24 protein-coding genes are annotated in these 26728 nt (G+C 53.0%); 7 read left to right on the forward strand and 17 right to left on the reverse strand.

The window, feature by feature from the left end:
* Nucleotides 1-8: 8 nt before the first annotated feature.
* From JYB63_RS02450 to JYB63_RS02465, 4 genes are all read right to left on the reverse strand, one after another.
* On the reverse strand, nucleotides 9-1226 hold the full coding sequence (locus JYB63_RS02450; protein WP_205656217.1) for a bifunctional alpha/beta hydrolase/OsmC family protein: 1218 nt from the start codon (nucleotides 1224-1226) through the stop codon (nucleotides 9-11).
* A 208-nt stretch (nucleotides 1227-1434) separates the two neighbouring features.
* Nucleotides 1435-3021, reverse strand: coding sequence for an alkyl hydroperoxide reductase subunit F (gene ahpF, locus JYB63_RS02455; RefSeq protein WP_205656218.1), 1587 nt, complete (start codon nucleotides 3019-3021; stop codon nucleotides 1435-1437).
* Between the two features lie 92 nt (nucleotides 3022-3113).
* Nucleotides 3114-3671, reverse strand: a complete 558-nt coding sequence (ahpC, locus tag JYB63_RS02460) for an alkyl hydroperoxide reductase subunit C (protein WP_431193906.1) — start codon at nucleotides 3669-3671, stop codon at nucleotides 3114-3116.
* Between the two features lie 314 nt (nucleotides 3672-3985).
* Nucleotides 3986-5401 (reverse strand): aminotransferase-like domain-containing protein, encoded by a 1416-nt coding sequence (locus tag JYB63_RS02465; protein ID WP_205656220.1) that lies wholly within the window; start codon nucleotides 5399-5401, stop codon nucleotides 3986-3988.
* Between the two features lie 347 nt (nucleotides 5402-5748).
* On the opposite strand from JYB63_RS02465, the gene JYB63_RS02470 reads away from it, so the two are divergent.
* Both JYB63_RS02470 and JYB63_RS02475 read left to right on the forward strand, forming a co-directional pair.
* Nucleotides 5749-6645 (forward strand): EamA family transporter, encoded by an 897-nt coding sequence (locus tag JYB63_RS02470; protein ID WP_205656221.1) that lies wholly within the window; start codon nucleotides 5749-5751, stop codon nucleotides 6643-6645.
* A gap of 25 nt (nucleotides 6646-6670) precedes the next feature.
* The gene (locus JYB63_RS02475) at nucleotides 6671-7132 is read left to right on the forward strand and encodes a GNAT family N-acetyltransferase (RefSeq protein WP_205656222.1); all 462 of its coding nucleotides are present in this window, start codon (nucleotides 6671-6673) and stop codon (nucleotides 7130-7132) included.
* A 42-nt stretch (nucleotides 7133-7174) separates the two neighbouring features.
* Here the strand turns inward: JYB63_RS02475 and JYB63_RS02480 are convergent, their stop codons facing one another.
* On the reverse strand, nucleotides 7175-7960 hold the full coding sequence (locus JYB63_RS02480) for a PhzF family phenazine biosynthesis protein (protein ID WP_205656223.1): 786 nt from the start codon (nucleotides 7958-7960) through the stop codon (nucleotides 7175-7177).
* A 249-nt stretch (nucleotides 7961-8209) separates the two neighbouring features.
* On the opposite strand from JYB63_RS02480, the gene JYB63_RS02485 reads away from it, so the two are divergent.
* Nucleotides 8210-9634 (forward strand): aminotransferase-like domain-containing protein, encoded by a 1425-nt coding sequence (locus JYB63_RS02485; protein ID WP_205656224.1) that lies wholly within the window; start codon nucleotides 8210-8212, stop codon nucleotides 9632-9634.
* 25 nt (nucleotides 9635-9659) lie between these two features.
* On the opposite strand, the gene JYB63_RS02490 is transcribed toward JYB63_RS02485, so the two are convergent.
* From JYB63_RS02490 to JYB63_RS02520, 7 genes are all read right to left on the reverse strand, one after another.
* Nucleotides 9660-10907, reverse strand: coding sequence for an NAD(P)/FAD-dependent oxidoreductase (locus JYB63_RS02490; protein WP_205656225.1), 1248 nt, complete (start codon nucleotides 10905-10907; stop codon nucleotides 9660-9662).
* 102 nt (nucleotides 10908-11009) lie between these two features.
* Entirely contained in the window at nucleotides 11010-11447 is a 438-nt protein-coding gene (locus JYB63_RS02495) for a hypothetical protein (RefSeq protein WP_205656226.1), read from the reverse strand.
* Nucleotides 11448-11730: 283 nt separating this feature from the next.
* The gene (locus tag JYB63_RS02500) at nucleotides 11731-12723 is read right to left on the reverse strand and encodes a TRAP transporter substrate-binding protein (protein ID WP_205656227.1); all 993 of its coding nucleotides are present in this window, start codon (nucleotides 12721-12723) and stop codon (nucleotides 11731-11733) included.
* 83 nt (nucleotides 12724-12806) lie between these two features.
* Entirely contained in the window at nucleotides 12807-13154 is a 348-nt protein-coding gene (locus JYB63_RS02505) for a transposase (RefSeq protein WP_205656228.1), read from the reverse strand.
* Nucleotides 13154-14596, reverse strand: a complete 1443-nt coding sequence (gene aldA / locus JYB63_RS02510) for an aldehyde dehydrogenase (RefSeq protein WP_205656229.1) — start codon at nucleotides 14594-14596, stop codon at nucleotides 13154-13156. Before aldA ends, JYB63_RS02505 begins: the two co-directional genes overlap by 1 nt.
* Before the next feature lie 70 nt (nucleotides 14597-14666).
* The gene (locus tag JYB63_RS02515) at nucleotides 14667-14927 is read right to left on the reverse strand and encodes a cupin domain-containing protein (RefSeq protein WP_205656230.1); all 261 of its coding nucleotides are present in this window, start codon (nucleotides 14925-14927) and stop codon (nucleotides 14667-14669) included.
* 74 nt (nucleotides 14928-15001) lie between these two features.
* Nucleotides 15002-16294, reverse strand: a complete 1293-nt coding sequence (locus JYB63_RS02520; RefSeq protein ID WP_205656231.1) for an NAD(P)/FAD-dependent oxidoreductase — start codon at nucleotides 16292-16294, stop codon at nucleotides 15002-15004.
* Between the two features lie 318 nt (nucleotides 16295-16612).
* Here JYB63_RS02520 and JYB63_RS02525 point away from each other — a divergent pair, with 318 nt between their 5' ends.
* The 3 genes from JYB63_RS02525 (at nucleotide 16613) to JYB63_RS02535 (ending at nucleotide 19872) form a co-directional block, all read left to right on the forward strand.
* The gene (locus JYB63_RS02525; protein WP_243431829.1) at nucleotides 16613-17449 is read left to right on the forward strand and encodes a helix-turn-helix domain-containing protein; all 837 of its coding nucleotides are present in this window, start codon (nucleotides 16613-16615) and stop codon (nucleotides 17447-17449) included.
* A gap of 207 nt (nucleotides 17450-17656) precedes the next feature.
* On the forward strand, nucleotides 17657-18925 hold the full coding sequence (locus JYB63_RS02530) for a glycosyltransferase (RefSeq protein ID WP_205656233.1): 1269 nt from the start codon (nucleotides 17657-17659) through the stop codon (nucleotides 18923-18925).
* 32 nt (nucleotides 18926-18957) lie between these two features.
* A complete protein-coding gene (locus JYB63_RS02535) occupies nucleotides 18958-19872 on the forward strand; it encodes an AEC family transporter (RefSeq protein ID WP_205656234.1) in 915 nt (304 codons plus the stop codon).
* Between the two features lie 23 nt (nucleotides 19873-19895).
* Here JYB63_RS02535 and JYB63_RS02540 read toward each other — a convergent pair whose 3' ends face one another.
* Nucleotides 19896-20801, reverse strand: a complete 906-nt coding sequence (locus JYB63_RS02540; protein WP_205656235.1) for a DNA-3-methyladenine glycosylase family protein — start codon at nucleotides 20799-20801, stop codon at nucleotides 19896-19898.
* Between the two features lie 239 nt (nucleotides 20802-21040).
* Here JYB63_RS02540 and JYB63_RS02545 point away from each other — a divergent pair, with 239 nt between their 5' ends.
* Entirely contained in the window at nucleotides 21041-21985 is a 945-nt protein-coding gene (locus tag JYB63_RS02545; protein ID WP_205656236.1) for a LysR family transcriptional regulator, read from the forward strand.
* On the opposite strand, the gene JYB63_RS02550 is transcribed toward JYB63_RS02545, so the two are convergent.
* From JYB63_RS02550 to JYB63_RS02565, 4 genes are all read right to left on the reverse strand, one after another.
* Nucleotides 21967-23502, reverse strand: coding sequence for a tripartite tricarboxylate transporter permease (locus JYB63_RS02550; protein ID WP_205656237.1), 1536 nt, complete (start codon nucleotides 23500-23502; stop codon nucleotides 21967-21969). The genes JYB63_RS02545 and JYB63_RS02550 overlap by 19 nt on opposite strands.
* Before the next feature lie 65 nt (nucleotides 23503-23567).
* Complete coding sequence (locus JYB63_RS02555) at nucleotides 23568-24089, reverse strand: tripartite tricarboxylate transporter TctB family protein (protein WP_205656238.1); 522 nt, start codon at nucleotides 24087-24089, stop codon at nucleotides 23568-23570.
* A 14-nt stretch (nucleotides 24090-24103) separates the two neighbouring features.
* On the reverse strand, nucleotides 24104-25048 hold the full coding sequence (locus tag JYB63_RS02560; RefSeq protein WP_205656239.1) for a Bug family tripartite tricarboxylate transporter substrate binding protein: 945 nt from the start codon (nucleotides 25046-25048) through the stop codon (nucleotides 24104-24106).
* A 57-nt stretch (nucleotides 25049-25105) separates the two neighbouring features.
* A complete protein-coding gene (locus tag JYB63_RS02565) occupies nucleotides 25106-26569 on the reverse strand; it encodes a sulfatase family protein (RefSeq protein ID WP_205656240.1) in 1464 nt (487 codons plus the stop codon).
* Between the last annotated feature and the right edge of the window lie 159 nt (nucleotides 26570-26728).

A 26728-nucleotide genomic window follows, 5' to 3' on the forward strand; every position in this document is an offset into this window, starting at 1 on the left:
GAGAGCCGTCATTCCACGAGCGCAGATGTTATGCGAATCGGGCCTTCGAGGGTTCGGTGAACCGGGCATTTATCAGCGATTTCCAGCAAACGCTGGCGCTGCTCCGGGGTCAGGTCGCCCTTAAGGTCGATCATACGTTCGATGACATCAATACGCGGGTTGTTTTCCTCTGCCGCCTGGCAGTCGCTGCAATGCTGGCGGTAGTGCTTAAGGCTGACGTTTACGGCGTCCAGCGGCAGATTTTTGTGGTTGGCGTACATGCGTATTGTCATCGACGTGCAACTGCCAAGCGCAGATAATAATTGTTCGTAAGGGTCAGGGCCAGCATTACCGCCACCGACATTAACCGGTTCGTCGCTCAGCCATTGGTGATGGTCGGTATGAACCACTCTCAGGAACTGTTTATTGCCTTCACGGATCAGTACTTCACCTTTTTCGATCTGTTCAGCCGGCGCATCCGGTAATGGTGTTGAATCCAGATATTTTTCTGACCAGCTGCTGATGATGGATGCCGCATAAGCTGCATCGGCTTTGTCTGTGAGCAGATGATCGGCGGTATCCAGGGTAATAAAGCTCTTCGGATGCTTTGCCCGGCGGTAGATATGCTCTGCCTGCTGAATCGATACGGTGGTATCCAGCGGGGAGTGCATCACCAGCAGGGGGACACGCAGCTGCTCGATGTCATCATTGGTGTTGCGTATGTCGTCGAGAAACTGTTTTTCAATGGTGAAGTTGCGGCCGCCCAGGCTGACATCGGCTTTGCCCTGGGTGTCGATTTCTTCAACATGGGCAGCAAACTGTTTCTCCACATGGGCGGCATCCGCCGGTGCGCCGATGGTGGCGACAGCGGCAACTTCCGGAATCCGGTTGGCTGCTGAAAGGACTGCCCGGCCACCCAGGCTGTGACCGATGAGTAATGCTGGCGCCTGATGGTTTTCCCGCAGGTAATCAGCAGCGGCGACCAGATCATTCACATTGGATGAAAAATTAGTGTTGGAGAAGTCCCCGTCACTGCCGCCAAGGCCGGTGAAGTCAAAGCGCAGAACTGAGAAACCCAGTGATACCAGGCTCTGGGAGATTCGGGTGGCGGCGAGGACATTTTTGCCGCAGGTGAAACAGTGGGCAAACAGGGCGCAGCCCCGGGAGTTTACTTCGGGTGTTTCAAGTAATCCGGCCAGCTGATGGCCGTTACTGGTAAAGGTGACTTTCTGGCGTTGGGCAGGCATGTGTAATTCCTTATCAGTCAGACAGTTTAGAATATGACCGGTTTTGTTGGCCGTTGTTCCTGTGCTTCATTTTAGCTATGCGCGCAGTGTGCTGATTTCGTGGGGGAAGTGAGGTGTTGTGTCAGAAGAAAAAAGGCCCTCCCGCCCACAGGTCCATGGCCGTGGAAACCCGTGAGCAGGAGGGGGCCTTTGTTCGCTGTGGCAGTGATCAGGCCACTGCTTCCAGTTCCTGATCTGCACTGCTGCGGATCAGATGATCAAACGCGCCAAGGGAGGCCGTTGCACCGGAGCCCATCGCAATGATGATTTGCTTGTAGGCGGCATCGGTGACATCGCCAGCAGCAAAGACGCCCGGAACTGAGGTCTGACCCCGGTTGTCAACGGGGATCTCGCCCCGGTCGGTCAGGGCAATGCTGTCGCCCAGCCATTCGGTATTCGGCATCAGGCCGATCTGAACAAAGATACCGGCCACGTTCAGCTGGTTTAGCTGGCCGTTGGTGCGGTCTTCCCAGGTCAGCCCGGTTACCCGGTTGCCGTCGCCCAGTACTTCAGTGGTCATAGCGCTGCTGATAATGTCGATATTCGCCATCGAGCGGGCTTTGCGCTGCAGGACTTCATCCGCCCGCAGGGTGTCGGCAAATTCCAGCACGGTGACATGCTCAACAATGCCAGCAAGATCAATTGCGGCTTCAATGCCGGAGTTACCGCCGCCGATGACGGCCACTTTTTTACCTTTAAACAACGGGCCGTCGCAGTGCGGGCAGTAAGCGACACCTTTACCGCGATAGGTCTGTTCGCCGGGTACGTTCATTTCTCTCCAGCGTGCGCCGGTGGAAATGATCACCGATTTACTCTGCAGGCTGGCGCCGTTCTTAAGCTCGACGCTGATGCCGTTGCCGGTTTGGGTTAGGCCGCTGGCCAGCTGGCCGGTCATGATATCGACTTCGTAATCTTTAACGTGGGCCTCAAGGTTCGCGACCAGTTTAGGCCCTTCGGTTTCGCTGACGGAAATAAAGTTTTCAATGGCCATGGTGTCCAGTACCTGACCACCAAAGCGGTCTGCCACGATACCGGTTCGGATGCCTTTACGGGCCGCGTAAATGGCGGCAGATGCGCCTGCCGGGCCGCCACCGACGATCAGTACGTCGTAAGGATCTTTGGCATTCAGGGCGTCTGCCTGCTTTTCTGCGGCACTGTCATCCAGCTTGTCGACGATATCGTCAGCGGTCATGCGTCCCTGGCCGAACAGTTCGCCATTCAGGTAAATGCTGGGTACCGCCATGACGTTTTTGCTGTCCACTTCCTGCTGGAACAGCGCACCGTCAATCATGGTGTGCTTAATATTCGGATTCAGCAGGGCCATCAGGTTCAGGGCCTGCACCGTTTCCGGGCAGCTCTGGCAGGACAGGGATACATAGGTTTCAAAATTACGTTCCCCTGGCAGGTTCCGAATCTGCTCCAGCAGTGCTTCATCTACTTTTGGCGGATGGCCACCGGCGTAGAGCAGCGCCAGTACCAGTGAGTTGAATTCATGGCCCATCGGTACGCCTGCAAAGGTTACCCGTGGTGCTTCACCGGCCAGCGCAATGCTCATGCTGGGGGTGCGGTCCTGTGAAATCGCTTCCTGTAATGTAATGTGCTCAGACAGGCTGCTGATTTCAGTGGCCAGTGTCAGTAATTCCTGAGATTTGGCCTGACGCTCCGCAGAGGTATCCGTAGCAACCGTAATCTCAATGGGACGCACGATGTTTTGCAGGTAAGTGTTCAGTTGTGATTTGAGGTTTGCATCTAACATGTGTGATTCCTTATCCGGTCTGGCTGAGACCATATGCAAAGTGATATCCGGAGCAGTGCCGCTTTATGCGGCACTGCGGGTGGTCAGGCGGCTCAGATTTTGCCGACCAGATCCAGTGAAGGGGCCAGCGTGGCTTCGCCTTCTTTCCATTTGGCCGGGCATACTTCACCCGGGTGTGCCGCGATGTACTGTGCAGCTTTGATCTTGCGCAGCAGTTCAGAAGCATCGCGGCCGATGGCGCCGGCATTGATTTCGATGATCTGGATCTTGCCTTCCGGGTTGATCACGAAGGTGCCGCGCTCCGCCAGACCATCTTCTTCGATCATTACACCGAAGTTGCGGGTGATTGTGCCGGTCGGGTCACCGATCATCGGGTAGTTAATCTTGCGAATACTGTCCGACGTGTCGTGCCATGCTTTGTGGGTGAAGTGTGTATCGGTTGATACTGAGTACACTTCAACGCCCATGCTTTGCAGTTCTGCGTAGTGGTCTGCTAAATCTTCCAGTTCCGTTGGGCATACAAATGTAAAGTCGGCCGGGTAGAAGAACACCACAGACCATTTACCTTTCAGGTCAGCGTCGGATACCGGAACAAATTCACCGGCTTTGAAGGCTGTTGCCTGGAAAGGTTTTACTTCTGTATTGATCAGCGAGTGGGACATGTAACTCTCCTTAAGTGTGCAATTGATTTGCTGTTTCGTAACCTTGGAGAGATATTAAGAAATTAAATTAATTAATTATAATTGATAGTTTTTACGGTTCTTATAGGTTTTTGTAATCGTAAGTTGTTGATAAATAACGGCTATTGGCTCGATAGGGAAAGGCTAATTATGTGAGAGGGTGTGATGTGGAGAGTGATATGACCCGATGAGCTTAAATTGTGAGGTGCTTTATAAGGAAGCGTATGCAGGCGACGGCGTTATGCCGGTCACCTGCGAAATGCCTGGTGCTGTAAAAGGTGTACTCAGATGATACTCCAGTCGGCATCCTGTCCGGAGTCTTCCAGGCACTCTCTGATGATTTCCAGCCCGCGGATGAAATCTTCTGTATTAACTGAACCGGCCAGGCTGATGCGAATTGCATGGGCCGGCGGGGTGCTGTCCATACAGAACGCTTTGGCCGGGGCAATTTCAACATGGTGGTTTTTCAGGCTGCTGGCTAAACGGTCGGCGCTGATATGTTCCGGAAGCGCCAGCCAGATATGGTAGCCCGGTGCATGACCGCTGATTGTGTAGCCGCCAAGAATTTTCTGGCACAGGCTAAAACGGTGTTCCAGTTCGGCAATCTGCTTGTCCAGTAAGCGTTTTGCTGAACCATGCAGAATCATGTCGCAGGCAAGACTGCTGAGAAAGGGGGATACCATCCAGTACTGACTCTGCTGGGCGACCACCATTTTCCGGTAATTGCGTCCTGATGCGAGCAGGGTTCCCAGCCGTAATCCGCCGGCCAAGATCTTGGAGAAACTGAACAAATAAATACAGTGTTCCGGTGCCAGTGAATACAGTGAAGGCAGGCCGTTTGCTGGCATGTGCAGGGCCCCATCTTCAATGATCAGAAAGTTGTGCTTCCGGGCCAGTTCAGCCAGACGTTCCCGGCGGGGCAGGCTCATTACTGCGGTGGTCGGGTTGTCATATTCAGGGGTGATATATACGGCGCTGACGGTTTGTTGCCCGAGCAGTGTTTCCAGGTCATCAATATTCAGGCCATCTGCGTCCTGACCGACTGTCGTCAGCGTCCGGCCCAAAAGATGAGCTGCCTGTTTGACGCCAGGGTAAGCTTGCTGGCCGGTGACAATTACGTCTCCGGTATTCAGCAGGTATTGCAGTATAAGGTGCAGGCCCTGCTGGGCGCCGGATGTCAGCAGCATGTCGTGGGTGTTGGCGGGGATGCCCAGTTCATTCATAAAGCGGGCGATAATGTCCAGCTGCGGCTGGATGATGTGCTCTGGTGCCTGGTAGCTTGTCATCAGGTTGAGTCGCTGTATCTGATGGGCCAGCCGGCCCATGGCGTTGCTCAGTTCTGTGCCGCGCTCCTCCAGTAACAGCTGTTCATTCAGGCTTAAATCAATTGTATTGCTATTGGGTGGTATGAATGTTTCACCGAGTGTGGATTCTTCGTTAACGGACTGGCGCCATTTGACGTAAGTACCACTGCCTACCCGGGAATATACCAGCTGACGACTTTCAAGCTCAGAGTAGGCTTTCTTGACGGTATCAAGTGCAACACCAAGATGCTCGGCCAGTAATCGCAAGGCTGGCAGGCGTTCATTGTAGATGTACTCATTGCTTTTAATCAGTGCTTCGAACTGATTGGCGACAGCCATATAGATGGGGTAGGTATTATTCGGGGCAATAGCGATCTTATCAATTTTGTTTGTCATGATTGTGTTGCTTTTGTTATTATTTGTATGCATTATGCCTGAATTGTGTTGCTTTGGTATGGTTGTGCTGCAAGCGTAATGCATAGCGCCGGGTTACATCTATACGGAGTACGGCTTCACACTTCTGTCGGCGCACAGAACTGTGTTACTCAGTATAGAGTTAAAAGAGGGACCGGGATTTCCGCCCTCTGTATCCGTTACATAGTAACAAAGAGGTTTACAGAATTCATCGCGGCAACCGTCCCGGATTCTGTCAGTTCATTTCAGTGACAGCCCCTAGGCCTGAAGCGTTATACACGCTCTTAAACAGAGTTTCCCGGGCTTAAATCAATTAGCAGGTTAAGATTGTGAATTCACGGTTGGCTGGCGGGGTATTAGCGACCCTGGCGGCACTTTTCAACGGAACGGTTGGTGTTATCAGCGTTAATCTGTTTACAGCGGGGTTATCAGCGCAGGCGGTGGCTTTCTATAAATGTTTACTGGCACTGGCTGTGCTGGGGGCAGTGTTGCTGGTAAGCGGCCAGTGGCCAGCGGTGATCCGTTATTTGCAGGCTAAGTGGCGGCACGCAGCAGTTTGTGCCTTTTTTGGTTTTTTCATGCTCTACAACTTTGAGACTGCTGCCTATCAGTATGTGAATGTGGCGGTGGTTGTGTTTTGTCTGTTCGGTACTTCCACAGTGACGACGTTTATCTTCAGTGCCGTGCTTGAAAAACGGGGGCTGCGTGCCGCTGATGTATTTTCAGTGGGGGTGTCGCTACTGGGTTTGTCGCTGATTTTTCTGGATGTGGGCAGTATCGGCGTGGGCAGTTATGCCGGGATAGGCTACGGGGTGTTGTCTGGCATCGGTTACGGGGTATTTCTGGTTTTATCTAAACGTTTTGAGCTGGGTGGCGGGCTGGTTGCGGTATTCGCACTGATGTTGTTTGGTGTGGCTTATCTTGCTGTGCCGTTCGCGCTGGCCGGTTTGAGCGTGCCTGCTGCTGACAGTCTGCCTGTTCTGTTATTACTGGCTGTGCTGCCAACCATTGGTGGCTTCTGGTGTACTGTGAAGGCGCTTACTTTGCTGAACAGTCAGTCTGTACAGCTGATCGAGCTGACTGAGCCGGTGTTTGCCATGGTGATTGGTTTTATGGTGTTGGGGCAGGTTACCACGTTGCTTCAGGCATTCGGCGGTGGGCTGATTTTGCTGGCGATTGCCGTTCATGAATGGTTGCAGCGCAGAGCTGCACAGGTAACGGGCTAACCATTTTACTGAATGCGAGGGGAGAATGGAGTTTATCTTGCTGGCCGACCGGCCACAGGCGCGTCTTACTATAGCGGACTGGTATAGCCGGGAATGGGGTTATTTGCTTGAAGTGCCCCCGGCAGACTATTTTGCTGTGCAGTTAAATGATTATCTGAACCGTGATGCGGTGCCCCTGATAGTGATGGCGGTTGACGGTGATGTGCTGATGGGTGCTGCACAGTTAAAGTACCGGGAAATGAGTATTTACCCGGAGAAAGAGTTCTGGCTGGGCGGGGTGTATGTCGATGCGCCTTACCGTGGCCGGAAAATTGCCTCAGCGCTGGTGGCCAGAATAGAAGACAAAGCCCGGCAACTGGGAATTACCAGGCTGCATCTGCAGACAGAGGACTTAACCGGAGGCCTTTACACCCGCTCAGGATGGCAGGCAACTGAGCAGGTTGATTATCGCAATACTGATGTACTGGTGATGACCAAAGAGCTGTAATGACCTGTGCTTTAGCCGGTGGCTGGCTGCCACCGGTACGGATTACAGATAAATTTCACCCTGCATAAACAGTACCGCTTTGCCGCTCATAGTGACCCGTTCTCCCTGATGCTGGCAATAAAGGGTGCCGCCGCGGGCAGAGAGCTGGCGGGCGAGCAGGGTATCTTTTTCAAGCCGTTCCGCCCAGAAAGGGATCAGTGTGCAGTGGGCTGATCCGGTGACCGGGTCTTCCGGAATGCCTGCCAGCGGGGCAAAGAAGCGGGATACAAAGTCTGCTTCATCACCTTTGGCGGTGGCAATTACTGCAAAGTGGCTGTTCAGTTCCTTAAAGGCCAGCATGTCAGGTTCCAGCGCCAGGATGTCCGCTTCATTTTCATACACAAGCATCAGATCACGGGACTGCCAGGCTTCAGCAGGGGCTTTGCCCATGGCCTTAATGGCGGCGTCTGTGATTTCCGCCGGGGTCGGTTTTCTGGCCGGGAAGTCCAGACTAAGGCGGTCTTCCGCTTCGCGGTTGACCGTCAGAGTGCCACTTTTGGTGCTGAAGCTTACGGTCTGCAGTGCCGGCTCAATAAAACGGAAGATAATATAGGCCGCCGCCAGTGTCGCATGGCCACACAGGTCTATTTCAACGGCGGGTGTGAACCAGCGCAGATCGTAGCCGTTTTCTGTGGTAACAATGTAGGCGGTTTCTGCCAGGTTATTCTCAGCAGCAATTTTTTGTAACAGCTCATCTGCAGGCCAGCTTTCTAAAATACATACTGCTGCCGGGTTACCGCCGAACAGGCTGTCTGTGAAGGCATCGACCTGATAAATAGGGATCTTCATTGTTGTATTCCTTTGATCGCATAAGTGATGTTTTGGGTGCCTGTTGCTCTGTGTTACAGGGGCTATCCAACAGGGGCTTTGCAGTACAGGGCTGTCTAGTACAGGGCTATCCAGTACAGGGCTTGTGCTGTATGAAAAGTATATTTGGGGTATAGTGTTTCAATACAGATTTAAATAAATATTTTTTGAGCAGTACAGTTTAGATTGAATTAAAAACTGTACTGGACTTGGCTTTAGGAACTGTACTGCATGGCGTTATACCGGGAAGTGGCTGGCCGAATTCAGCAACAGATAGACAGTGGCTTGTTCAGCTTCGGGGAGCGTTTGCCCGGGGTGCGTAAGCTCAGCCAGAGTATGGATGTCAGCGTGTCTACTGTGGTTCAGGCACAGCGCCTACTGGAAGATAACGGTGTCATTGCGGCCCGGCCACGTTCCGGGTTTTATGTGTGTCAGCCGTCCATGCCTGAAACAACCTTGCCGGCGGCGGGTTTGTCTGCGGCTCAGCCGGTACCGGTTACCACCGGTGAGGTGACCCTGTTTCTGGGGCAGCTAAGCCAGCAGAAGGAGTGTGCTCAGTTGGGCTTTGCCATTCCGCATACCGACTTTTTACCTATGCGGGCGTTGCAAAAGTCCCTTAGCTCGGCAGTGCGTCAGTTCGATGAACGGGCAGCGGGTTACACCTCACCGGGCGGCAATGAAGCGCTGAAGCAGCAGATTGCCCGGCGCATGCGTTTTGCTGGCAGTGAGGTGGATACTGAAGATATTCTGATCACCGGCGGTGCGCAGGAAGCTTTAACCCTGGCGTTACGCAGCATTGCGGAACCGGGAGATGTGATTGCCATTGAGTCGCCCACTTACTATGGACTGTTACAGGCGGTTGAGTCACTTGGTATGAAAGCTATTGAAGTAGCGACTGATCCTGTAGAAGGGATCAGTTTACCGGCGTTGGAGATGGCAGCCCGGCAGTGGCCGGTAAAGGCCTGTTTGCTGATGCCAAACTTCCAGAATCCGTTGGGTGCCAAACTTAGCGATGATAATAAAGAAAAGATAATCGGTTTGGCTGAACGCTTTGATTTCATGCTTATTGAGGATGATATTTATGGCGAGCTGAGCCAGACGGATCAGCGCCCGCGCAGCCTGCACAGTTATGATGATTGTGGCAGGGTGATTTATTACAGTTCATTCTCCAAAACCGTATCCCCCGGGCTGAGGATCGGCTGGCTGATCAGTCCGCCGGCATTACGGTTAAAGTTGCAGCACCTCAAGCAGATTCTCAACCTGTCCAGTAATTCACTGGCGCAGCTGGCGCTGACGGATTACCTGCGTGACGGAGGCTATGAGCGGCATTTGCGTGACGTCCGGCTCCGTTACCGGGAGCAGATCCAGCGAATCAGTCAGGCGGTGATTCGGTATTTCCCAGAAGGCACGCGGATCAGCCAGCCCTGCGGCGGGTATGTACTGTGGGTCGAACTGGCAAGAGGTTTTGATACGCTGGCGCTGTGCCAGCGGTTATTTGAGCTGAATATCAGTATCGCACCGGGTCAGCTGTTCTCCGCGAATAAGCAGTACCGAAACTGTTTACGGCTTAACTGTGCGCAGCCATGGAATGCTGCGCTGGATCAGGCATTGTTTTGCATCGGACGGGAAGCAGAAAAGCTGCTTAGTAAAGGCTAGGGCTATCTCTGTTAACGCGCCTTCTTCAGTTCTTTGTTTGTTTTAAGAGCGCTTTGAGTTTTATGTCCGGATTACACAGCTGGTCAGTATCCGGCTGGGCATCCATCTCTATCAAGCGTTGCAGAACTTTCACATCCGCCGCGGCAGCGGTGCCTTCAGCGATGCTGACGACTGTGTTGAGTTTGCCGCCGGTAAAGCCCAGATGGATCTCCTTCCGGTCTGATTCCAGCGTGCCGCGCTGTAACCATTGCTCCGCTTCAGCAGGGAAGCCCAGTGTCTGAATTTGCCAGTGATACTGGTCGGACCATAACCAGGGGACCGGGTTGTATTCACTGTGTGTGCCGAGAATATTGGCAACAACATTTTCTGCCTGCAGGTTGGCATTCTGATAAGACTCCAGCCGTTGCTGGCGGGCGTAACGGGGCAGGTAGCTGGCCGCACAGTCACCGATGGCATAAACATCCGGAACACTGGTCTGACCCCGGGCATCTGTCAGGATGCCGTTATCACAGGCTAGCCCGGCGGTTTCTGCCAGCTGTGTGTTCGGCGTTACACCGATGCCGACGATGACCGCATCAACTTTCAGTTCGCTACCGTCCTGAAACTCGACTGCGGTGACCTGATCTTTACCGTTAAAGCCTTTCAGCCCGGCGTTGCAGTGAATCCGGTTGTCCTGGCTGGTATGTAACTCTGTGATTTTGTCCGCAAGGAATGCAGGCAGGCTGCGTGACATGATGCGTGGCCCGGTTTCCATTACGTGGGTGGCTATACCGAGGCTGCGGGCGCTGGCGGCCACTTCCATGCCGATGAAGCCGGCACCAATAATTGCGATCGTGCTGGCATCCTGCAGCTGGCGTTTAATGGCCATGGCATCAGCATCAGTGCGTAGTAAATGGACGCCCGGAAGGTCGCTGCCCGGCAGCGGCAGAGGGCGGGGTGTTGCCCCGGTAGCGAAGACCAGAATATCGAATTCCAGCGTTTGTCCGTTGCCGGTGTGTACCTGTCGGTTTGCAAGATCGAGCTGTTTGACACGGGTTTTCAGGTGCAGGGTTATGTCCTGTTCTGAGTAGGCTGCGGCGGGGCACAGTAACAGATCTTCCGTGGTTTGCTTGCCGGTAAGTATTCCCTTTGATAAAGCCGGTCGTTCATAGGGGGCGGAAGATTCTTCCCCTAACAGATCAATGCTGCCGGTGAATCCTTTTTGCCGAAGCTGAAGCGCCAGTTGCCCGCCTGCCTGTCCGGCACCGATGATAAGCACGCGTTGTTGTGACATAGCCTGATCTTCCGTGTGTATTGTTATTGGTTATGTCTCGGAATATAGAGCAGTTCTGTAACACATAGAAGTATCAGGCTGGATTTCAGAAAAACCGGATACTCAGATCAGAAGGTCTGAATAAAAGAAGGGCATCCAGACCGTATTGTGGCTGATGTTCTGCACCATACCGTTATGAAAGGTTATCTGATAGGTGGTCAGGTTTGAGTCGAGAAATAACAGGCTGATTCGCCGGGCTTTAATGGTAACGGTCTTAATACTGTTAATAGCAACCCCCTGGTTGTTAATGCTCCGGGAATTGCTGACCAGTTCAGGGTTGCTACCGGAGTACCATATTTCATGGCTAATTTCGCTTGCGGTGATCAGACGTTTAATCTCGCTGAAACAATTAAGGTTAGCAATGCTGGTTTCTGTAAGTGCGGTTGGTAACGGACTGTAAAGGGTAATGCTGTTCAGAGTTCTGCTGAGCGGGTTGTCCGTGGGCAGGCTGTGAATGACCAGAGTGGCCAGTAAGAGTAATACAAAAATAGCTTTATTCATGGTCGGCCTCCCGTGGTACTGAGGGAGACTGAAATCTGAAAAATACGTATGAGAAAAGTGTCATGTGCTGCATCCGTGCGCTTTATGAGTTGTATATATAGTTATCCTGCTGGCCGGTTAAGTTCAACTTTTAAGCTTTCTTCTAAGCTTTCTTCGATAAAAAAAACAGGCATCTGAGAGGATGTTTTTCTTTGTTGGTAATACGAGTGAGTTGAGTAAAAAAGCCCGGCGCAGGGCCGGGCAGAAGCATAAGAGCAGCGTTTGGACGATGCTGTGAAGCGGTTTAGATTTCGTCGCGACCCAGGGCGCGCAGAACGTTGTTGATTTTGTCTTTACCACCAACGCTGTCGTAGTACTTTGGCCACACTTCAGTAGTAGCCTTGCTGATCCATTCGGCTTCATCCACCTCAGCCCACTGCATACCTTTGCTCAGCAGGTTTGCTTTGGCAGAGGCTTCCTTGCTGCGCAGGAAGTCTGCGCTGTGCAGGGTGGCTGCTTTGCCGGCTGCCAGAATGGCATCCTGAATGTCCTTTGGCTGATCCTGGAAGATGGCTTCAGACATGATCATCGGTTCCAGCAGGAAGTTGTAGTGAATGTTGGAGATGTAAGTCTGCACTTCGTTGAATTTCACCGACTCGATGTCTACCAGGGACAGGTCCTGCCCGTCGACAACTTTCTGTTGCAGAGCGGTGAACAGTTCAGACCAGGCCATCGGTGTCGGGTTGATGCCCCATGCCTTATAGGTATCAATCATGATTTCGTTTTTCGGTACCCGGATCACCAGATCCTGCAGGTCACTCAGGCTGCCGACGGGGTGCTTAGAGTTGGTCAGCACGCGAAATCCGGAGAAGGTCCAGCCGATGATGCGAACGCCGGCGTCACGGACGGTGTTATCAACCAGTTGCTGAGCGGCAGGGCTTTTAGTCAGTTCCACCGCTTCGTCCAGACTCTGAATCATGTACGGCAGGGTGAATACCCCAACGGTAGGAGAGAAAGGAGTGATGTTATTGATGGCGACAACGGAGAAGTCCAGCACACCCAGTGCAGCATCGTTGATGGTGTCCTGTTCGGAGCCAAGCTGACTGTTGTAAAACATTTTAGCGGTGGACTTACCGTCGGTATTTTTTTCCAGTTCGGAAACAAACTTACTGGCCAGTGCATGCTGGGAACCACCTTGACCGCCGCCAAGGGCAATCTTGTATTCAGCAGCCTGCAGGAAAGGGCTGGCACAGAACAGGGCGCAGCTTAACAGTAAAGATTTAGTTGTTGTTTTCATCTTTTACCTCTGGGTCGCGTATCTCAGGCGCGACATGTTAATGGTGAAGCGTATCGGCTTCACAGTTTTTATATGCCCTGAGCTTATTTTAGTAACATTAGCTGTCGGGCACGGTTATTGGTTACCGGTTGTGATTCCAGTATTCCGGGAACCTGCTGTTCCCGGTGTTCGGTTTGCAGGCTGTTACAGAGAACCTCCTGCAAAATCTGTTTATCCAGGCTCAGTTGCTCAACCTGTTTTTGCAGCAGGCGGTTGCGCTGCTGCAGGTCAGTTAACTGATCAATGGCGGCGGCATTCAGACCGTTAAACCGGCGCTTCCAGTTATAGAAGGTGGTGTCCGTGATCTTAAGCCTGTCGCAGATGGTGCTCGCAAGCACACCGCATTCCGCCATAAACAGGGCCTGCTCGATGATTGCTGAACGGCTTTTCATCAGCGTGACTGCCAGTACACCACCTGGGTTTCGGTGTATTCATACAGGCCGTGCTTACCGTCAGCGCCGCCGATGCCGGATTTGCGGGTACCGGCGTGGTAGCCCTGCATGGCTTCGAAGTGCTCGCGGTTCACATAGGTTTCACCGAACTTCAGTTCACGGCAGGCTTTCATGATTTCGTCTGCATCCTTGGAAAAAATGGAGGAGGTGAGGCCGTATTCGGTGTCATTGGCGTATTGCAGTGCTTCATCCAGGCTGTCGACGATCATGACCGGCAATACTGGGCCAAAGATTTCCTGTTGCATCAGCGGGTGCTGATTGCTGTCGACTTGCAAAACAGTGGGCTGGTAGTGATGGCCGGCAACATCCGCGACCACTTCTCCGCCGCAGAGCACGTTAACGCCGTCGGATTTTGCGGCATCGACCATGGCAGCAACTTTATCCAGCCCCTGACGGTTAACCAGCGGCCCCATTTCGATGTCTGCATCCTGCAGCGGATCGCCATATTTTGTCGCCGACATAGCAGCGGTGATTTTTGACAGGAATTCGTCCGCAACGGGTCGCTCTACGTAAACCCGTTCAGCACAGTTACAGACCTGTCCGGTGTTGATGATGCGTGAGTCGCGGATGGCTTTTACCGCCAGATCGATATCCGCGTTGGCGGTGACAATGGCAGGGGCCTTGCCGCCCAGTTCCAGATTGACCTTGGTGACATTAGCTGCACAGGCCGCCATGATGCGTTTACCGGTCTCTACGCTACCGGTGAAGCTCACCATGCCAACGTCTTTGTTGTCACACAGGGCGGCGCCGCTGGCACCTGTACCGGCAACCAGATTGAAAACACCGGCGGGGAGATCGGTTTCAGCCACCAGTTTGGCAAACTCAAAAGCATTGTTTGGAGTTTCTTCACTGGGCTTGATCACAATGGCATTACCGGTGACCAGTGCCGGCGCCAGTTTGCGGCCAATCAGGAAGAACGGGAAGTTCCAGGGCAGAATGCCGCCAATCACCCCAATGGGTTTACGCTGTAAAAAGATAGTTTCATCCGGGCGGTCACTGGTGATGACTTCGCCTTCAATGCGACGGGCCCACTCGGCCATGTAGTCCAGATAATCGGCGGTGAAGTTAACCTCAACCTCTGCAAGCCCCATGACTTTGCCCTGTTCCGCGACAATGGTACGGGCCAGTGCCGGGACGTTTTCCCGCAGTTTGGTAGCGATACGGCGCAGGTATCCGGCGCGCTCAATGGCGGGCTTACGTGCCCATTCAACCTGTGCGGTTTTGGCAGCTGCTACTGCCCGGTTAACATCATCGGCATTGCTGTCCGGTATGGTTGAGAGAAGTTCACCGCTGGCCGGGTTAACAACGTCGATCCGGTTGCTGGAAGCGGCGGCAACAAACTGGCCGTTAATATAGTTTTGGTAATGTTCAGTGCTGCTCATGGAGAGGGCTCCTTTGTTATTGTTCGCAGTTGAAGTAGGTGTTTGCGGTCGTGTTTTTCTGAAGCCTGTTCTAGAAAAACTTGAAGTGTTTACGAATGGGCTGGCGGATATCCCAGTTCACGACCACGCCCGCTTCCACGGTGACGAGGTCTCCCTGACGGATGGTTTTGTCGATGCCGCAGGCAGTGGTCAGCCGGGCTTCGCCGTCGAGGATGTAGAACATTTCAGTGGCGGTGTAGTCTTCGTCAAAGTTGCAGGCTTCTTTTTCCCAGACCGGCCACTGAGTAGCTGTTTCCAGTTGTGAAGCATCCGGGGAATGAACAGATATCATGTTGATGATCCTTTTATATTTGTCTTTAAATCAGTAGGTTAGGTTCCATTTGTGATGTTGTTCCTAGCTATTGGTTAGCCAGTCCGGGTATCAATGGCATCCCGTAGCTCGTAGTACTTAATGGCGCTGTAAACCCCCAGCCGGTGCAGGCCGTGGAACGGAAATGCCTTAAAGCCGGTGGTGGGAATGGCCAGATCTTCAGGGGCTTTTCCCTGTACCCGTTCGGCCAGAATCCGGCCCATGACGGTACCCATTGCCACTCCGCGGCCGTTGTAACCCAAACCGGCCAGAATGCCTGGTGCCGGTTCATGAAGGTGGGGCAACACTTCCGGTGTGAAGGCCAGACGACCACCCCAGTAGACGTCCAGATCGGCGGCGCTGAACTGTGGGAATACATGGTGAATGGCTTTGTGCAGGCGCTTTCGGTCTGCGGCGTTACATTGCTCACTCATTCCCAGGCTGCCGAACAGCAGACGGTTGTGGTTGTCCTTGCGGCAGTAGTAGATCACCCGGCGGGTATCAGAGAGGGTATGTCCTTCGGGCAGGATGGCATTGTATTCGGCATCACTCAGTGGCCGGGTAACCGCCTGAACACTGATCAGCGGTACGATGGTTTGTTTCAGGCCCTTAAGCGTATCGTCGGTATAACCGTTGGTGCAGAACAGTACCCAGTCGCTGGTCACTTTGCCTGCCGGTGTGGTGACCTGCCATTGTCTGTTGTCCGGTGTCACACTGATGGCCGGGCTGCAGGAATAGATGTCGGCACCCTGTTCAGTGGCCACCCGGGCAAGCTCCCGGCTGTAGGAGAGGGGCTGGATGCAACCGCCGGACTTAACCACGGTGGCGGTTTTATAGGCATCGGTACCGCTCAGGTCACGTAATGCCTGGCCTTCGATGAAACTGATGTCCAGACCGTATTCTGACCAGCCCTGATGCATGGCTTCCAGGTCTTTAATGGCTTCAGTACAGTGTGCCCCCCGAAGCCAGCCGTTCTGTACGGAATCGCAGTCCAGTTGGTGTTCAGTAATCAGATCAAACAGTTCGTTACCTGAATTGATATAGCTTTCCAGCATACGCGGGCCGAAGGTGTTGCCTAACTGGGCGATGATTTTTTCCGGGACCGCATGGGCCAGGGGATTGACCTGGCCGCCGGTGCGTCCGGATGCGCCCCAGCCCGGTTCATGGGCGTCCAGTAATGCGACTGATGCGCCTGACGATGCCAGTTCCAGTGCTGCCCGTAATCCGGTGATACCGGCACCGATGATGGTGACATCACGGCGGATTTCTTCCTGCAGGGTTTTACCCGGTGTGGCTGCAACAGCGGTCTGGGTCCAGAAGGAAGGGTTTGTGGATTGCGGCAGGGACATCGTTAGCTCCGGTATTGCTGTGTAGCGGGTTATCTGAGTACCGGTTCAGACTATCAGCGGACCCTGCGCTGCAACCATTTGGCAGCTTTGTGCGTAGTGCAGCTTCAACGCTGCAGTTTTTGTGCGCTTATGATGCAGCGCTTATAAAATTTGTGCTTTTTTGTCGGTTTTGCTTATGTTTTACGGTAAGTTTTAAAGTAGGTTTTAAGGTGACTTCCGGAGTGCACAGGGATTCGCTGTGTGCTTCAGGTACAACGGCAGGCCGGGATTTGTTAACTGCCGGCGTTAATATTGGTAAGCATTCAGGAGAGGCTGGTGATGCAGTCAAATGATGATCTGGAAAATTTTTCGACCAATCTGCAGTTTTTGTGCGGGTTCTACAGTTCTATTTCCGAGGTTTGTCGCCGGCTTGAAATAAACCGCCAGCAGTTTAACCGTTATCTGAACGGCAAGGCGTTTCCGTCGTTTAAGAACCTGAAGAAGATCTGTGACTTTTTTGGTGTGGAGAGCGAAGAGATCGTTGAACTGCCGGCGGTGTTTCAGTCCAGAGTATCACCGCCGGATACGGTGAATGCTCAGCAGGCTATTCCCCGCAATCTGGCGAATATCATTCTGCCACTGCTGAAAAGCCCGAATCAGGGGCTTGAGCGGTATGAGGGCTATTACTACCGGTATTTTTATTCGTTTGGTTTTCCTGGCTTTATCTTCCGCTCCTTTGTGAAGATTTATAAGAGTGATGATATTTACTACATGAAGCATATAGAGCGCTCCAGCGGAAAGAATCCGATGTTAGGCGCGCGGCTGACGATCAAATATCATGGTCTGGTGTTCTTGCTGGCTGACCGGTTGTTTCTGGTGGAGTCGGAGCCGGAGCTGAATTCCACGGTTTCTGAAACCATTCTTACTCCCAGCTACCGGCCAAATAATCCATACCTTTCAGGCTTAATGATCTGTGCATCCAGTTGTAGCGCCCACCAACCGGGAGCTGCCAGAACCATGTTTGAATATCTGGGAAAAAATATTGATGTGCGCAAAGCGATGAAAAAATGTGATTTGTTTCATCATACGGATGACAGTATTCCCAAGAATATCCGTCAGGCAATTGGCAATGTCATTACCCCTGAAGAGTTTACCTTTCATCCTCCCCGGGGCTGAGAGGCAATGCGGGGTGGCAAGGCTGTTTTTGAACAGGGGCGTTTATCCGTCTTAAGTATTAATCTGGTCAGTCCGGTTGTTTCTTAAACGTTTTGAACACAACTTTTTTGCGTAAAATTTAGTAACATAGGGGCTGTATCCGGGGAAATTATGTGTTTGTTTACTGTTATCCTTCCGGCCCTGTTTGTATTCTGACAATGGATTTTTATGTCTCTTAAGTTGTTGATTATTGGTTATGTCTGGCCTGAGCCCCGGTCATCCGCGGCGGGCAGCCGGATGATGGAGTTAATCGACTTTTTTCAGCAACATGGATATGAAGTTACCTTCGCCAGCCCGGCGGCCCTGAGTGAGCATCGTGCAGATCTTAAGTCTTTGGATGTTCATGAAGTTGCTATTGAGTTGAACAGCGAAAGTTTTGATGGCTGGGTGCGTAATCTTAATCCGCAGATCGTGATGTTCGACCGGTTTATGATGGAAGAGCAGTTTGGCTGGCGGGTGGAGCAACAGTGCCCACAGGCGCTGCGGATTCTGGATACTGAGGATCTGCACAGCCTGCGTCAGGTGCGCCATCAGCGGTTTAAAAAGCTGGATCCGGCTGAAACCCTGGATAAACAGTTTGATGATAAACACACGCTGTTTCTGGAGATGTCCGAGCTGGATATCGCCCAGCGTGAAATAGCAGCCATTATGCGCTGTGATCTGAGCATTATGATTTCCCGTTTTGAAATTGAATTGCTCACGGAGTGCTTTGGTGTTCGTCATGAAAACCTGGTGCACCTGCCGTTTATGCTGGAGCGGGAGAATATAACCCTGCCACGTTTTAAAGCCCGTAAACACTTCGTGACCATCGGTAATTTCCGCCATGCCCCCAACTGGGATTCCGTGCTGTGGCTGAAGCAGGTGATATGGCCACGGGTAAGGGAACAGCTGCCCAAGGCTGAGTTACATGTTTATGGCGCCTATCCGCCGAAAAAGGCCACCGATCTGCACCGGCCTGTTGACGGGTTTTATGTGGATGGCTGGGCACCGGATGTTCACCGGGTGCTGAGTCATGCCCGGGTATGTCTGGCACCGCTGCGGTTCGGTGCCGGCATTAAAGGTAAGTTTACCGATGCCATGCTCAATGGCACCCCGGCAGTTACCACGCCGGTAGGGGCAGAGTCCATGCACGGGGATATTCCCTGGTGTGGTGAGGTAGCCGAGTCCGTTCCGGCCATTGTTGCCGGTGCCGTACGCCTGTATAAGGACGCGGAGTTCTGGCAGGAATGTCAGCAAAACGGTTTTGATATTCTTGAAGCGGAGTTTTCCCGGGAGAAGATTCAGGCCCGTTTTCTGCAGCAGGTGGAATCGACCATGGCTAACCTGACGGTTGCCCGTAAAGAGAATTTTATGGGGCAGCTGTTACGCCACCATCATCATAAAAGTACCAAATATATGTCCCAGTGGATCGAAGCTAAAAACAAGCTTTTATCCTGAGCGTCAGTCGCCCCCATCTTGTAAGGAATACTATGTTAGCTGCTCTCGCCAATCCGATTTTGCCGATTTTTACGGTGATCTTTCTCGGAATTGTGTTTGGCCGTAAAGGGATCTTCACACCGGAAATGGCAAGGGCGCTGAATGCCTTTGTATATTACATTGGTCAGCCCGCGCTGATTTTCCTGCTGGCTGCCCGTTCGCCGCTGGGTGATTATGATGTGGCAGCACTGGGCAGTTACTTTGCCGTGGAAGTGACGCTGTATACCATCGTGGCCTTTGTTGCCGTTCGGGTGTTTGGCACCTCGCTGGGGGAAGGCCTGGTACTGGGGATGACCACGGTTTTTGTAAACCATCTCTATTATGTATTGCCGATTGTGACCCTGCTGAAAGGGGAAGTGGCCGCGATTCCGGTGGAAGGGGCGATCTTTACCGATCTGGCGGTGCTGTATTGCGGTACGGTGTTTATCGTTGAACTGATTTCCAGGGGCGGTGCCTCGGTTTCCCAGGTGCCGCTGATTCTGGCCCGCAACCCGGCGCTGTGGGCGTTACTGCTGGGCCTGCTGGCAAACCTGTCCGGTATCGGTCTACCGGGCGGCCTGTATACCTTTGCTGACTTTGTTGGCCGTACAGCACCGGCGACTCTGTTATTTGTGCTGGGCATTACCATGGCCAATGTCCGCCTGTTCAGCCTTGATAAGCTTACCTGCATTGTGATTGCACTGGCGTTAGTGGCGCAGCCGACCCTGATGTACCTGCTAGGGAATGTTAACGGTGCGGATGTTCAGTGGCAGGCGACGCTGATTTTGCTGGCGGCCGGCCCGTGCGGGGCAATGCCATTTGTTATTGCGCTAAAATACGGCATCCCCACTGACCGACTGGCGCGGGCCATTCTTGCCGCCACGGTGCTGTCACTGCCAAGTCTGGCGTTCCTGACCGGTTTTGTCTGAGAGATATCACCTCTGATTCCGGCTTAGCCCATCTCCCACAGATGGGCGGCTACCAGTGAACGGTAGGGGCTGAACTGTGCCAGCCATTCTGCTGTTTTACCCGGCGTGATTTTGTCCTGATTCAGCAGGCGTGCCAGGTTGCGCCTGACGGCGGCGTCGGTTTCCAGTGATTCATCCAGCCAACCGAAGCCTCTGAGTAAACCGTAGTTGATGGTCCACGGGCCGATGCCTTTCAGGCTGAGCAGGGTCTCGCGCACCTTGTCTGTACCCAGCGTTTCCAGCCAACGGTCACTGAAATAGTCCTGCTCTGAAACATGCTTGCTCAGGTTCAGCAGGCAATTGGCTTTGCTGTCGGAAAAGCCACATTCACGCAGGGTCTGATAGCCCAGCGCACTGACATGTGCGGCATCAGGAAAACAGTACATATCGCTGCTGTGACGAATGCCGGCGGCCTGAATAAGCTTGCTGCGGATACTGATGGCGGCGGTCACACTGATCTGCTGACCGGTGATGGCCCAGGCAAACGCCTCGAATGGGGTCGCAACAGTCGGGATACGCAGGCCGGGGTTTAGTTTAATCAGATTGCTGAGCAGGGGATGTTCGGCGTATTTATCTTCAAAGGCTGCAACATCCTGATGCAGGCCAAGCATGCGTTCAGCGAGGGCTGTCAGTTCTTCTTCCGTGGGTACTGTCGTGCTGTTTGTATGTAGGCTGACTTGTGCCTTGCTGTCCGAAAACCTGACCTGCAATACGGCAGGGTGGCTGTGCCAGAGAATGCCTTTATCCATACCAGATTCCTGAGTCTCTCCGGAGGAGTCCTGCTCAAAAATACGTTCCGCCAGTTGCTGTTTGTCCCTGCGGTGGTAGGCCAGAATGCTGGCTGTGTGGAAGTTTGGGGGCAGGTTCAGCAGTACAGTCTGTGAAGTCATGAATCGCCTTAAAGAAACAATTACGCTGTTGCCGACTGTAACAGGCTGTCTGTGCTGAAACACTCAGTTTCTTGCGCAGGCATTCTTAATGGCAGGAAATGTAGCCTTAATCAGCGTTTCCTATTGCAGTCATCAGGAAAACTTTAGCAGGGCATTTGAATTAGATTTTGCTATTTAAAGCTTTCTTTGCTTAAATTTTTTTAATTCTAATAATAATCGTTCTTGCTGAGGTTCGTGTAATGCATTTTACTCTTAAACAGTTGCGCTATTTTGTTACCGCGGGTGAATTTAACAGTGTGACAAAAGCTGCAGAAACCCTGCATGTATCGCAACCTTCCATCTCTTCAGCGATCCTCCATCTGGAAGATGTCACCGGGTTACAGCTGTTCGTTCGCCACCACGCTCAGGGGCTGTCACTGACACCTGCTGGGCGCAAGTTTGTACTGAAAGCTAAGCAGTTACTGCAGGATGCCGAAGGGCTGGGGCATTACGCCAGTACCCTGGGTGAGGATATTGCCGGTTCCTTACGGATTGTGGGCTTCCCTACGTTTACGCCGATTCTGATGCCGTCGCTGATGAAAGCCTTTGTGGATGCTTACCCGGAGGTAACCATTCAGTGTGATGAGAATCACCAGAAGGATCTGATTCAGAGCTTGCATGAAGGGCGCTACGAACTGGGGCTGACCTATGATCTGCAGATTCCCGCGGATATTGAGTTCGAAGCGATTATCGAATTCCCCCCGTATGCGGTACTAAACAATGCCCACCCACTGGCGGACCGGGAAGAGCTGTCCCTGAAAGAGTTGGCTGAGTATCCCATGGTAGTGCTGGACTGGCCCATGAGCCGGGACTATTTCTACTCGCTGTTTTTAAGCCAGGATCTGGAACCGAAGTTTGCCTACAAGGCGCAGTCGTTGGGAATGGTGCGGGGTCTGGTAGGTAACGGCTTTGGTTATTCTCTGTTCAACTCGCCGCTGGCCAGTAATCTGGCTTTGGACGGCACCGAACTGAAAGCCATTCCGCTGAAAGATAAGCTGCGACCGTTACGTATGGGAATAGCAAAAGTAGGCCAGCTAAGGCTGACACCGGCGGCCCAGGCCTTCGTGCAAATGCTGAAGACCCAGACCACCGAGCTGACCGATGCGGTGTTTACGGATAAACGTTTTCACAAAGCTTTGGACTGATCCTCTTCGCTGCTTTGTGTTGCCGACGCCGGTGGGGTGTCTTTACGGGCAGCAAACCGCCAGATAAAGAAAATAGTCAGCAGCATGAACGGCAGGGCCATTGGCCGGGTAAAGAAGATCAGCACGTCATTGTCGTGCAGTACCATGCTTTGCCGTAATACCTGTTCCAGCATCGGACCCAGCAGAAAGCCAATGAACAGGGCGACAATGGAAAATCCGGTTTTGCGCATGATGTAACCCAGCCCGGCGAAGACGAACATAATACCTACTTCGAAGAACGAGTACGCCGGAATATATACACCCACCACGCAGAGTATCGTCACGATAGGCAGCACAATGGCTTTGGGGATCTGGGTAACCTTTACCCAGAGAGGAATGCCCAGCCGCCCGACAATCAGGTGAGCGAAGTTTGCCATCAGCATGGAAGCGAATATGGCGTACACCAGATCACCGTTTTGCTGCATCATGAACGGGCCGGGGGTGATGCCATGGATGATGAACGCACCGATTAATAGTGCCGCAGCGACATTGCCCGGAATGCCCAGTGCAATGGTGGGAATCAGGTTCGCTCCGGCAACCGCGCTGTTCGCCGCTTCAGTGGCAGCAATGCCTTCCAGATGACCTGTGCCGAACTTTTCCGGTGTTTTAGAGGCCCGTTTCGCGGCTCCGTAACCCAGAAAGGCCGCCAGCGTTACGCCTAGTCCGGGTAACATACCGACAAATGTACCAATGTAAGCCGAACGGAACAGGGTTTTAATGCAGGCCCTGAATTCATGAAAGTGCAGGGTTTGCAGAGCTTTATCGAAGCGGCTCTCAATCTTGAGTCGCTTATCCAGATCCTGCCAGTGATCGAACAACTGGCTGATGACGGAACTGAAGGCAAACAGGCCGATGGCCATGGCGTTCATGGAGATGCCGTCGTACAGGTCGACAATGCCGAATGTCATTCGCTGGGTGCCGTCCTGTGCATCCAGGCCGACAGTGGCAAGAAACACACCCAGGGCAGCGGCCATTAATCCTTTCAGCAGTGATTTACCCGCCAGACCGGCGATCAAGGTAAAGGCCAGCAGAATGATGGCGGTAATTTCCGGTGGGCCAAACAATAGCGCCAGTGCGGCGAAAGGAGCAGCCAGCAGAATCAGCACCACATCGGAGCAGGTATCACCGAACACCGAGGAATAGAGGGCCATTTTCATGGCTTTCATGGGTTTGCCCTGTTTTGTCAGGGGGTAGCCGTCCCGGGCGGTGGCAACGTTTTCAGCACTGCCAGGCGCGTTGATCAGAATGGCCGGAATGGCGCCGCCGGAGGTACCGCCTTTGGTAATGCCGATCAGGAATGCCAGTGCAGTCACCGGTGACATATAGAAGGTGACAGGTATCAGCAGGGACAGGGCGGTGATGCTGCCAACGCCGGGCAATACGCCGAACAGCAGGCCGGTGGCAACACCGAGAAAAATAAAGCACAGATTGACCAGAGTAAAAGCATTACTGAAGCCAAGTATTAACGCATCTAGCATGAACTCACCTGATTATTATTATGGTGGTGGTATTGGCGGGCGGAAGTCTGTCCGCCAGGCAGTTGTCATTCGCCCAGGCTGATGCCCGGCATATCAATTGTCAGCCCGTACCAGAGGGCGGTTTGCAGTAGCAGTGGCACAGACACCGCTAGCAGGATAATCAGCCAGTGTGGCCGGATACGGAATACCCACATAATGCCGGCAAGGGCGCAGGTGGATGTGATTGCGAATCCCAGTGACTGAAACATCAGCATGAAGCTGGTGGCGTAGACTGCGAACACGCCCAGATACAGACATTCCTGTCCGGCGAACTGCAGATCATCGCCGTCTTCACTTTCTTCATCCATGGCGGGCATCCGGGTAAAGCGGATACGCAGAGATTTAATGAGCAGCAGTGAGGCCAGTAAACATACACAGCCGGCGGCTACCTGTGGCATGAAGGCCGGAGACAGGCCAAAGGCCTGCTCCGGATCGGTTGCCACATACCGGGGGATCAGATAGAACCAGCTGATCAGTCCGGTCAACAGCAGGGCTGAGGCGGCGATGATGTTAAAGCTGGTGAGATCCCCGTCAGTATGATGGTGCATAAGCAGGCCTCCGGTTATTTCTTGCTGGCAACCAGTTTCAGGCTGGCCTGGGATTCATCGATAATGGTCGTAATGTCTGCCGCGTTAATCAGCTGTAGCGGCGCTTTCATACGGTCCTCGACGATCTTGCGGAAGTCTTCTTCAGTGGCCGCTTCCAGGATGGCCTCTTCAAGAATCTTCACGGTGGCATCGTCAACCCCGGCTTTCACCATGAATACAACGTGGGCCGGAATGGCCAGGTTATAGCCGGATTCAGCGAAGCTTTTTTTGGTTGGGGAGTCGTTCAGGCGCTCTTTGTTCAGGGAGCTGATCACTTCAAACTTGCCTGGGTAAGAGCTGTGAATACCGCCGCTGTAGCCCACGTCGATCTGGCCGGCAAGCAACAGCTGAACAATTTCGGCACCGCCGGAGGCAGTGATCATCCGCAGGTCGAGGTTTTCTTTCTCGGCCAGCTGTTTCAGCATCAGCTCACTGATAGCACCCTGATGGGCAATCTTAAGGCCCGGATTCTGACGGGCGTATTCCACCATCTCTTCGAGGGTTTTAAAAGGCGCATCCGCATTGGCGATCAGTGCGTTCTGGAATTCGGTAACCGCCGCAATGTGACGGAAGTCTTCGAATTTATAATCCACTTCCTTGGTCAGAGGGATCCAGGTTGAAATTTCACTGGCGCCCACCAGAACACTGTAGCCGTCCGCCGGGCGGTTTTTAACGTAAGATGCTGCAACGGCGCCACCGCCACCCTTACGGTTTTGCACCACCACCGGTTTACCCAGTTGTTTCTGCATGGCTTTAGCTATGATGCGGGCCATCACGTCGGTTGCGCCACCGGCTTTGTAAGGCACGATGATGTTGACCGGTTTAGTCGGGAAGTCAGCCGCTACCGCAGTGACACTGCCGGTTACCAGGGCCATAGAAATCCCGAGTGTTGTGAGCAAACGTTTGCCGATTGTTTTCATTATTTTGTCCTCTGACGTTGCTTAATTTTAGTTGAGATGTGTTATCGCAGCAGTTGATTACTCCGGTAACGGGGTATAGTTGAAGGCGCGCCATTCCAGACAGGCCTGTTTACCGCCCAGCTCATCGATCTTCACTTGCTGGTCACGGAAGGCCTGTTCATTGACCGCTTCCGGGTCACAGACTTCACGGAGTTTTGCCATGCACTGAGCGCGAATGTCCTGATGTACTTCTGAGCCTCCCAGATCATTCTGTTCCAGGGGGTCATCTTTCAGGTTGAACAGTTGCGGCGGGCGGCCTACATAGTGGGTGAATTTCCAGTCACCCATACGGATCATAAAGAAGCCGGTGGTGCAGCCGCCGTCGTGGTATTCACTGAGCAGGGTGCGGTCCGGCACAAAACCGTTGGCCATATCTATCAGTGAATGACTGTGGGTGGCGGCGTCCTGCTGTGTTTCACCCAGCACGCTGTGCAGTACCGTCCGGTGGCAGTCGATCAGTGAAACAGGTGTGTCGATCCGCTGGCCGGCAGGAATGCCCGGGCCACTGATGATCATTGGAATGCCCACTGACTCTTCATACATGACGCTCTTGCCCCAGAGCCCGCGGTTACCCAGCATTTCACCGTGGTCGGAGGTGAAGATAATGCGGGTGGAGTCGTACAGGCCGGCATCTTCAAGCGCTTTGATCAGCATGCCTACGTGGTGGTCCAGATAAGAACACAGGCCATAATAGGCGGCCCGGCCTTTACGCAGGGACTCTTCACTGAAGTGGTCGTCGTAGCTCCAGAAGCGGGCCATGGCAGCCACTTCAGGATGCTGAGGGCGTTCTTCCTGCGCGTAGTTCAGGGGCATATCCACGCTTTCCGGCGGATACATGTCATAGTATTTCTGCGGCGCAATCAGCGGGTAATGGGGTGCGACGAACGAGCTGAACAGAACCCAGGGTTTGGCCGTTTCAGATGCGTCCTGCTGTTTACCTGCGTCGGCGATCCAGCGGCAGCTTTCAGCGGCGATCTTTGCATCATAGCGGGTGTAGTCCGATTCACCGGCACCGACATTCTGTGCCATTTCCGGCGCACCGTCGTAGCTGTAGATCTGATCTCGTAACAGACCGATCGGCCAGCCGATATTACGGAAAACATGCATCGGCATGATTTCTTCGCTGAAACCGTTGTTATCTTCTGCGCTGCGGTAATGCAGTTTACCCACGGAGGTAACCGTGTGGCCTTTATCCAGCAACTGGTGGCCCCAGCCGGGAACTGAGCCGTCGTAAGGTTCGGCGCTGCTCCAGGTACCTATCTGGTGCACATACTGCCCGGTGGCCAGGCTGGCACGGGTGGGTACACAAATGGGCGAAGGGGTATATGCCTGAGTGAAGCAACTGCCTTCACGGACCAGGCGATCAATATTTGGTGTTTTAACCAGTTGGTTGCCGTAACAGCTCAGTGACTGGCGGCTCATTTCATCACAGATAATGAACAGCACATTGGTGGGCTTAATTGCAGGTGTGGTATGTGTCATAGCGTACCGGTTTATTGTTATTTTTACCCCGGTAATACGGGGTGTTTATCAGGTACAAATACGCTAACGGTGGATTAATAAATAAACCAATCGAAAAAATTTATAGATAAAGGATATCTTTCTATTGATGATGGAGGAAGGTTAAGAAAGATATTTTAA

The sequence above is a fragment of the Aliamphritea spongicola genome (genome assembly GCF_017051665.1).
Classification (GTDB): domain Bacteria; phylum Pseudomonadota; class Gammaproteobacteria; order Pseudomonadales; family Balneatricaceae; genus Amphritea; species Amphritea spongicola.

Excerpts from the sequence above, each read along its gene's own strand:
- JYB63_RS02450 (WP_205656217.1), bottom strand. The coding sequence starts at position 1,226 with ATGCCTGCCCAACGCCAGAAAGTCACCTTTACCAGTAACGGCCATCAG.
- ahpF (WP_205656218.1), bottom strand. The coding sequence starts at position 3,021 with ATGTTAGATGCAAACCTCAAATCACAACTGAACACTTACCTGCAAAAC.
- JYB63_RS02465 (WP_205656220.1), bottom strand. The coding sequence starts at position 5,401 with ATGACAAACAAAATTGATAAGATCGCTATTGCCCCGAATAATACCTAC.
- JYB63_RS02475 (WP_205656222.1), top strand. The coding sequence starts at position 6,671 with ATGGAGTTTATCTTGCTGGCCGACCGGCCACAGGCGCGTCTTACTATA.
- JYB63_RS02480 (WP_205656223.1), bottom strand. The coding sequence starts at position 7,960 with ATGAAGATCCCTATTTATCAGGTCGATGCCTTCACAGACAGCCTGTTC.
- JYB63_RS02485 (WP_205656224.1), top strand. The coding sequence starts at position 8,210 with ATGGCGTTATACCGGGAAGTGGCTGGCCGAATTCAGCAACAGATAGAC.
- JYB63_RS02490 (WP_205656225.1), bottom strand. The coding sequence starts at position 10,907 with ATGTCACAACAACGCGTGCTTATCATCGGTGCCGGACAGGCAGGCGGG.
- JYB63_RS02495 (WP_205656226.1), bottom strand. The coding sequence starts at position 11,447 with ATGAATAAAGCTATTTTTGTATTACTCTTACTGGCCACTCTGGTCATT.
- JYB63_RS02500 (WP_205656227.1), bottom strand. The coding sequence starts at position 12,723 with ATGAAAACAACAACTAAATCTTTACTGTTAAGCTGCGCCCTGTTCTGT.
- JYB63_RS02505 (WP_205656228.1), bottom strand. The coding sequence starts at position 13,154 with ATGAAAAGCCGTTCAGCAATCATCGAGCAGGCCCTGTTTATGGCGGAA.
- aldA (WP_205656229.1), bottom strand. The coding sequence starts at position 14,596 with ATGAGCAGCACTGAACATTACCAAAACTATATTAACGGCCAGTTTGTT.
- JYB63_RS02515 (WP_205656230.1), bottom strand. The coding sequence starts at position 14,927 with ATGATATCTGTTCATTCCCCGGATGCTTCACAACTGGAAACAGCTACT.
- JYB63_RS02520 (WP_205656231.1), bottom strand. The coding sequence starts at position 16,294 with ATGTCCCTGCCGCAATCCACAAACCCTTCCTTCTGGACCCAGACCGCT.
- JYB63_RS02525 (WP_243431829.1), top strand. The coding sequence starts at position 16,613 with ATGCAGTCAAATGATGATCTGGAAAATTTTTCGACCAATCTGCAGTTT.
- JYB63_RS02530 (WP_205656233.1), top strand. The coding sequence starts at position 17,657 with ATGTCTCTTAAGTTGTTGATTATTGGTTATGTCTGGCCTGAGCCCCGG.
- JYB63_RS02535 (WP_205656234.1), top strand. The coding sequence starts at position 18,958 with ATGTTAGCTGCTCTCGCCAATCCGATTTTGCCGATTTTTACGGTGATC.
- JYB63_RS02540 (WP_205656235.1), bottom strand. The coding sequence starts at position 20,801 with ATGACTTCACAGACTGTACTGCTGAACCTGCCCCCAAACTTCCACACA.
- JYB63_RS02545 (WP_205656236.1), top strand. The coding sequence starts at position 21,041 with ATGCATTTTACTCTTAAACAGTTGCGCTATTTTGTTACCGCGGGTGAA.
- JYB63_RS02550 (WP_205656237.1), bottom strand. The coding sequence starts at position 23,502 with ATGCTAGATGCGTTAATACTTGGCTTCAGTAATGCTTTTACTCTGGTC.
- JYB63_RS02555 (WP_205656238.1), bottom strand. The coding sequence starts at position 24,089 with ATGCACCATCATACTGACGGGGATCTCACCAGCTTTAACATCATCGCC.
- JYB63_RS02560 (WP_205656239.1), bottom strand. The coding sequence starts at position 25,048 with ATGAAAACAATCGGCAAACGTTTGCTCACAACACTCGGGATTTCTATG.
- JYB63_RS02565 (WP_205656240.1), bottom strand. The coding sequence starts at position 26,569 with ATGACACATACCACACCTGCAATTAAGCCCACCAATGTGCTGTTCATT.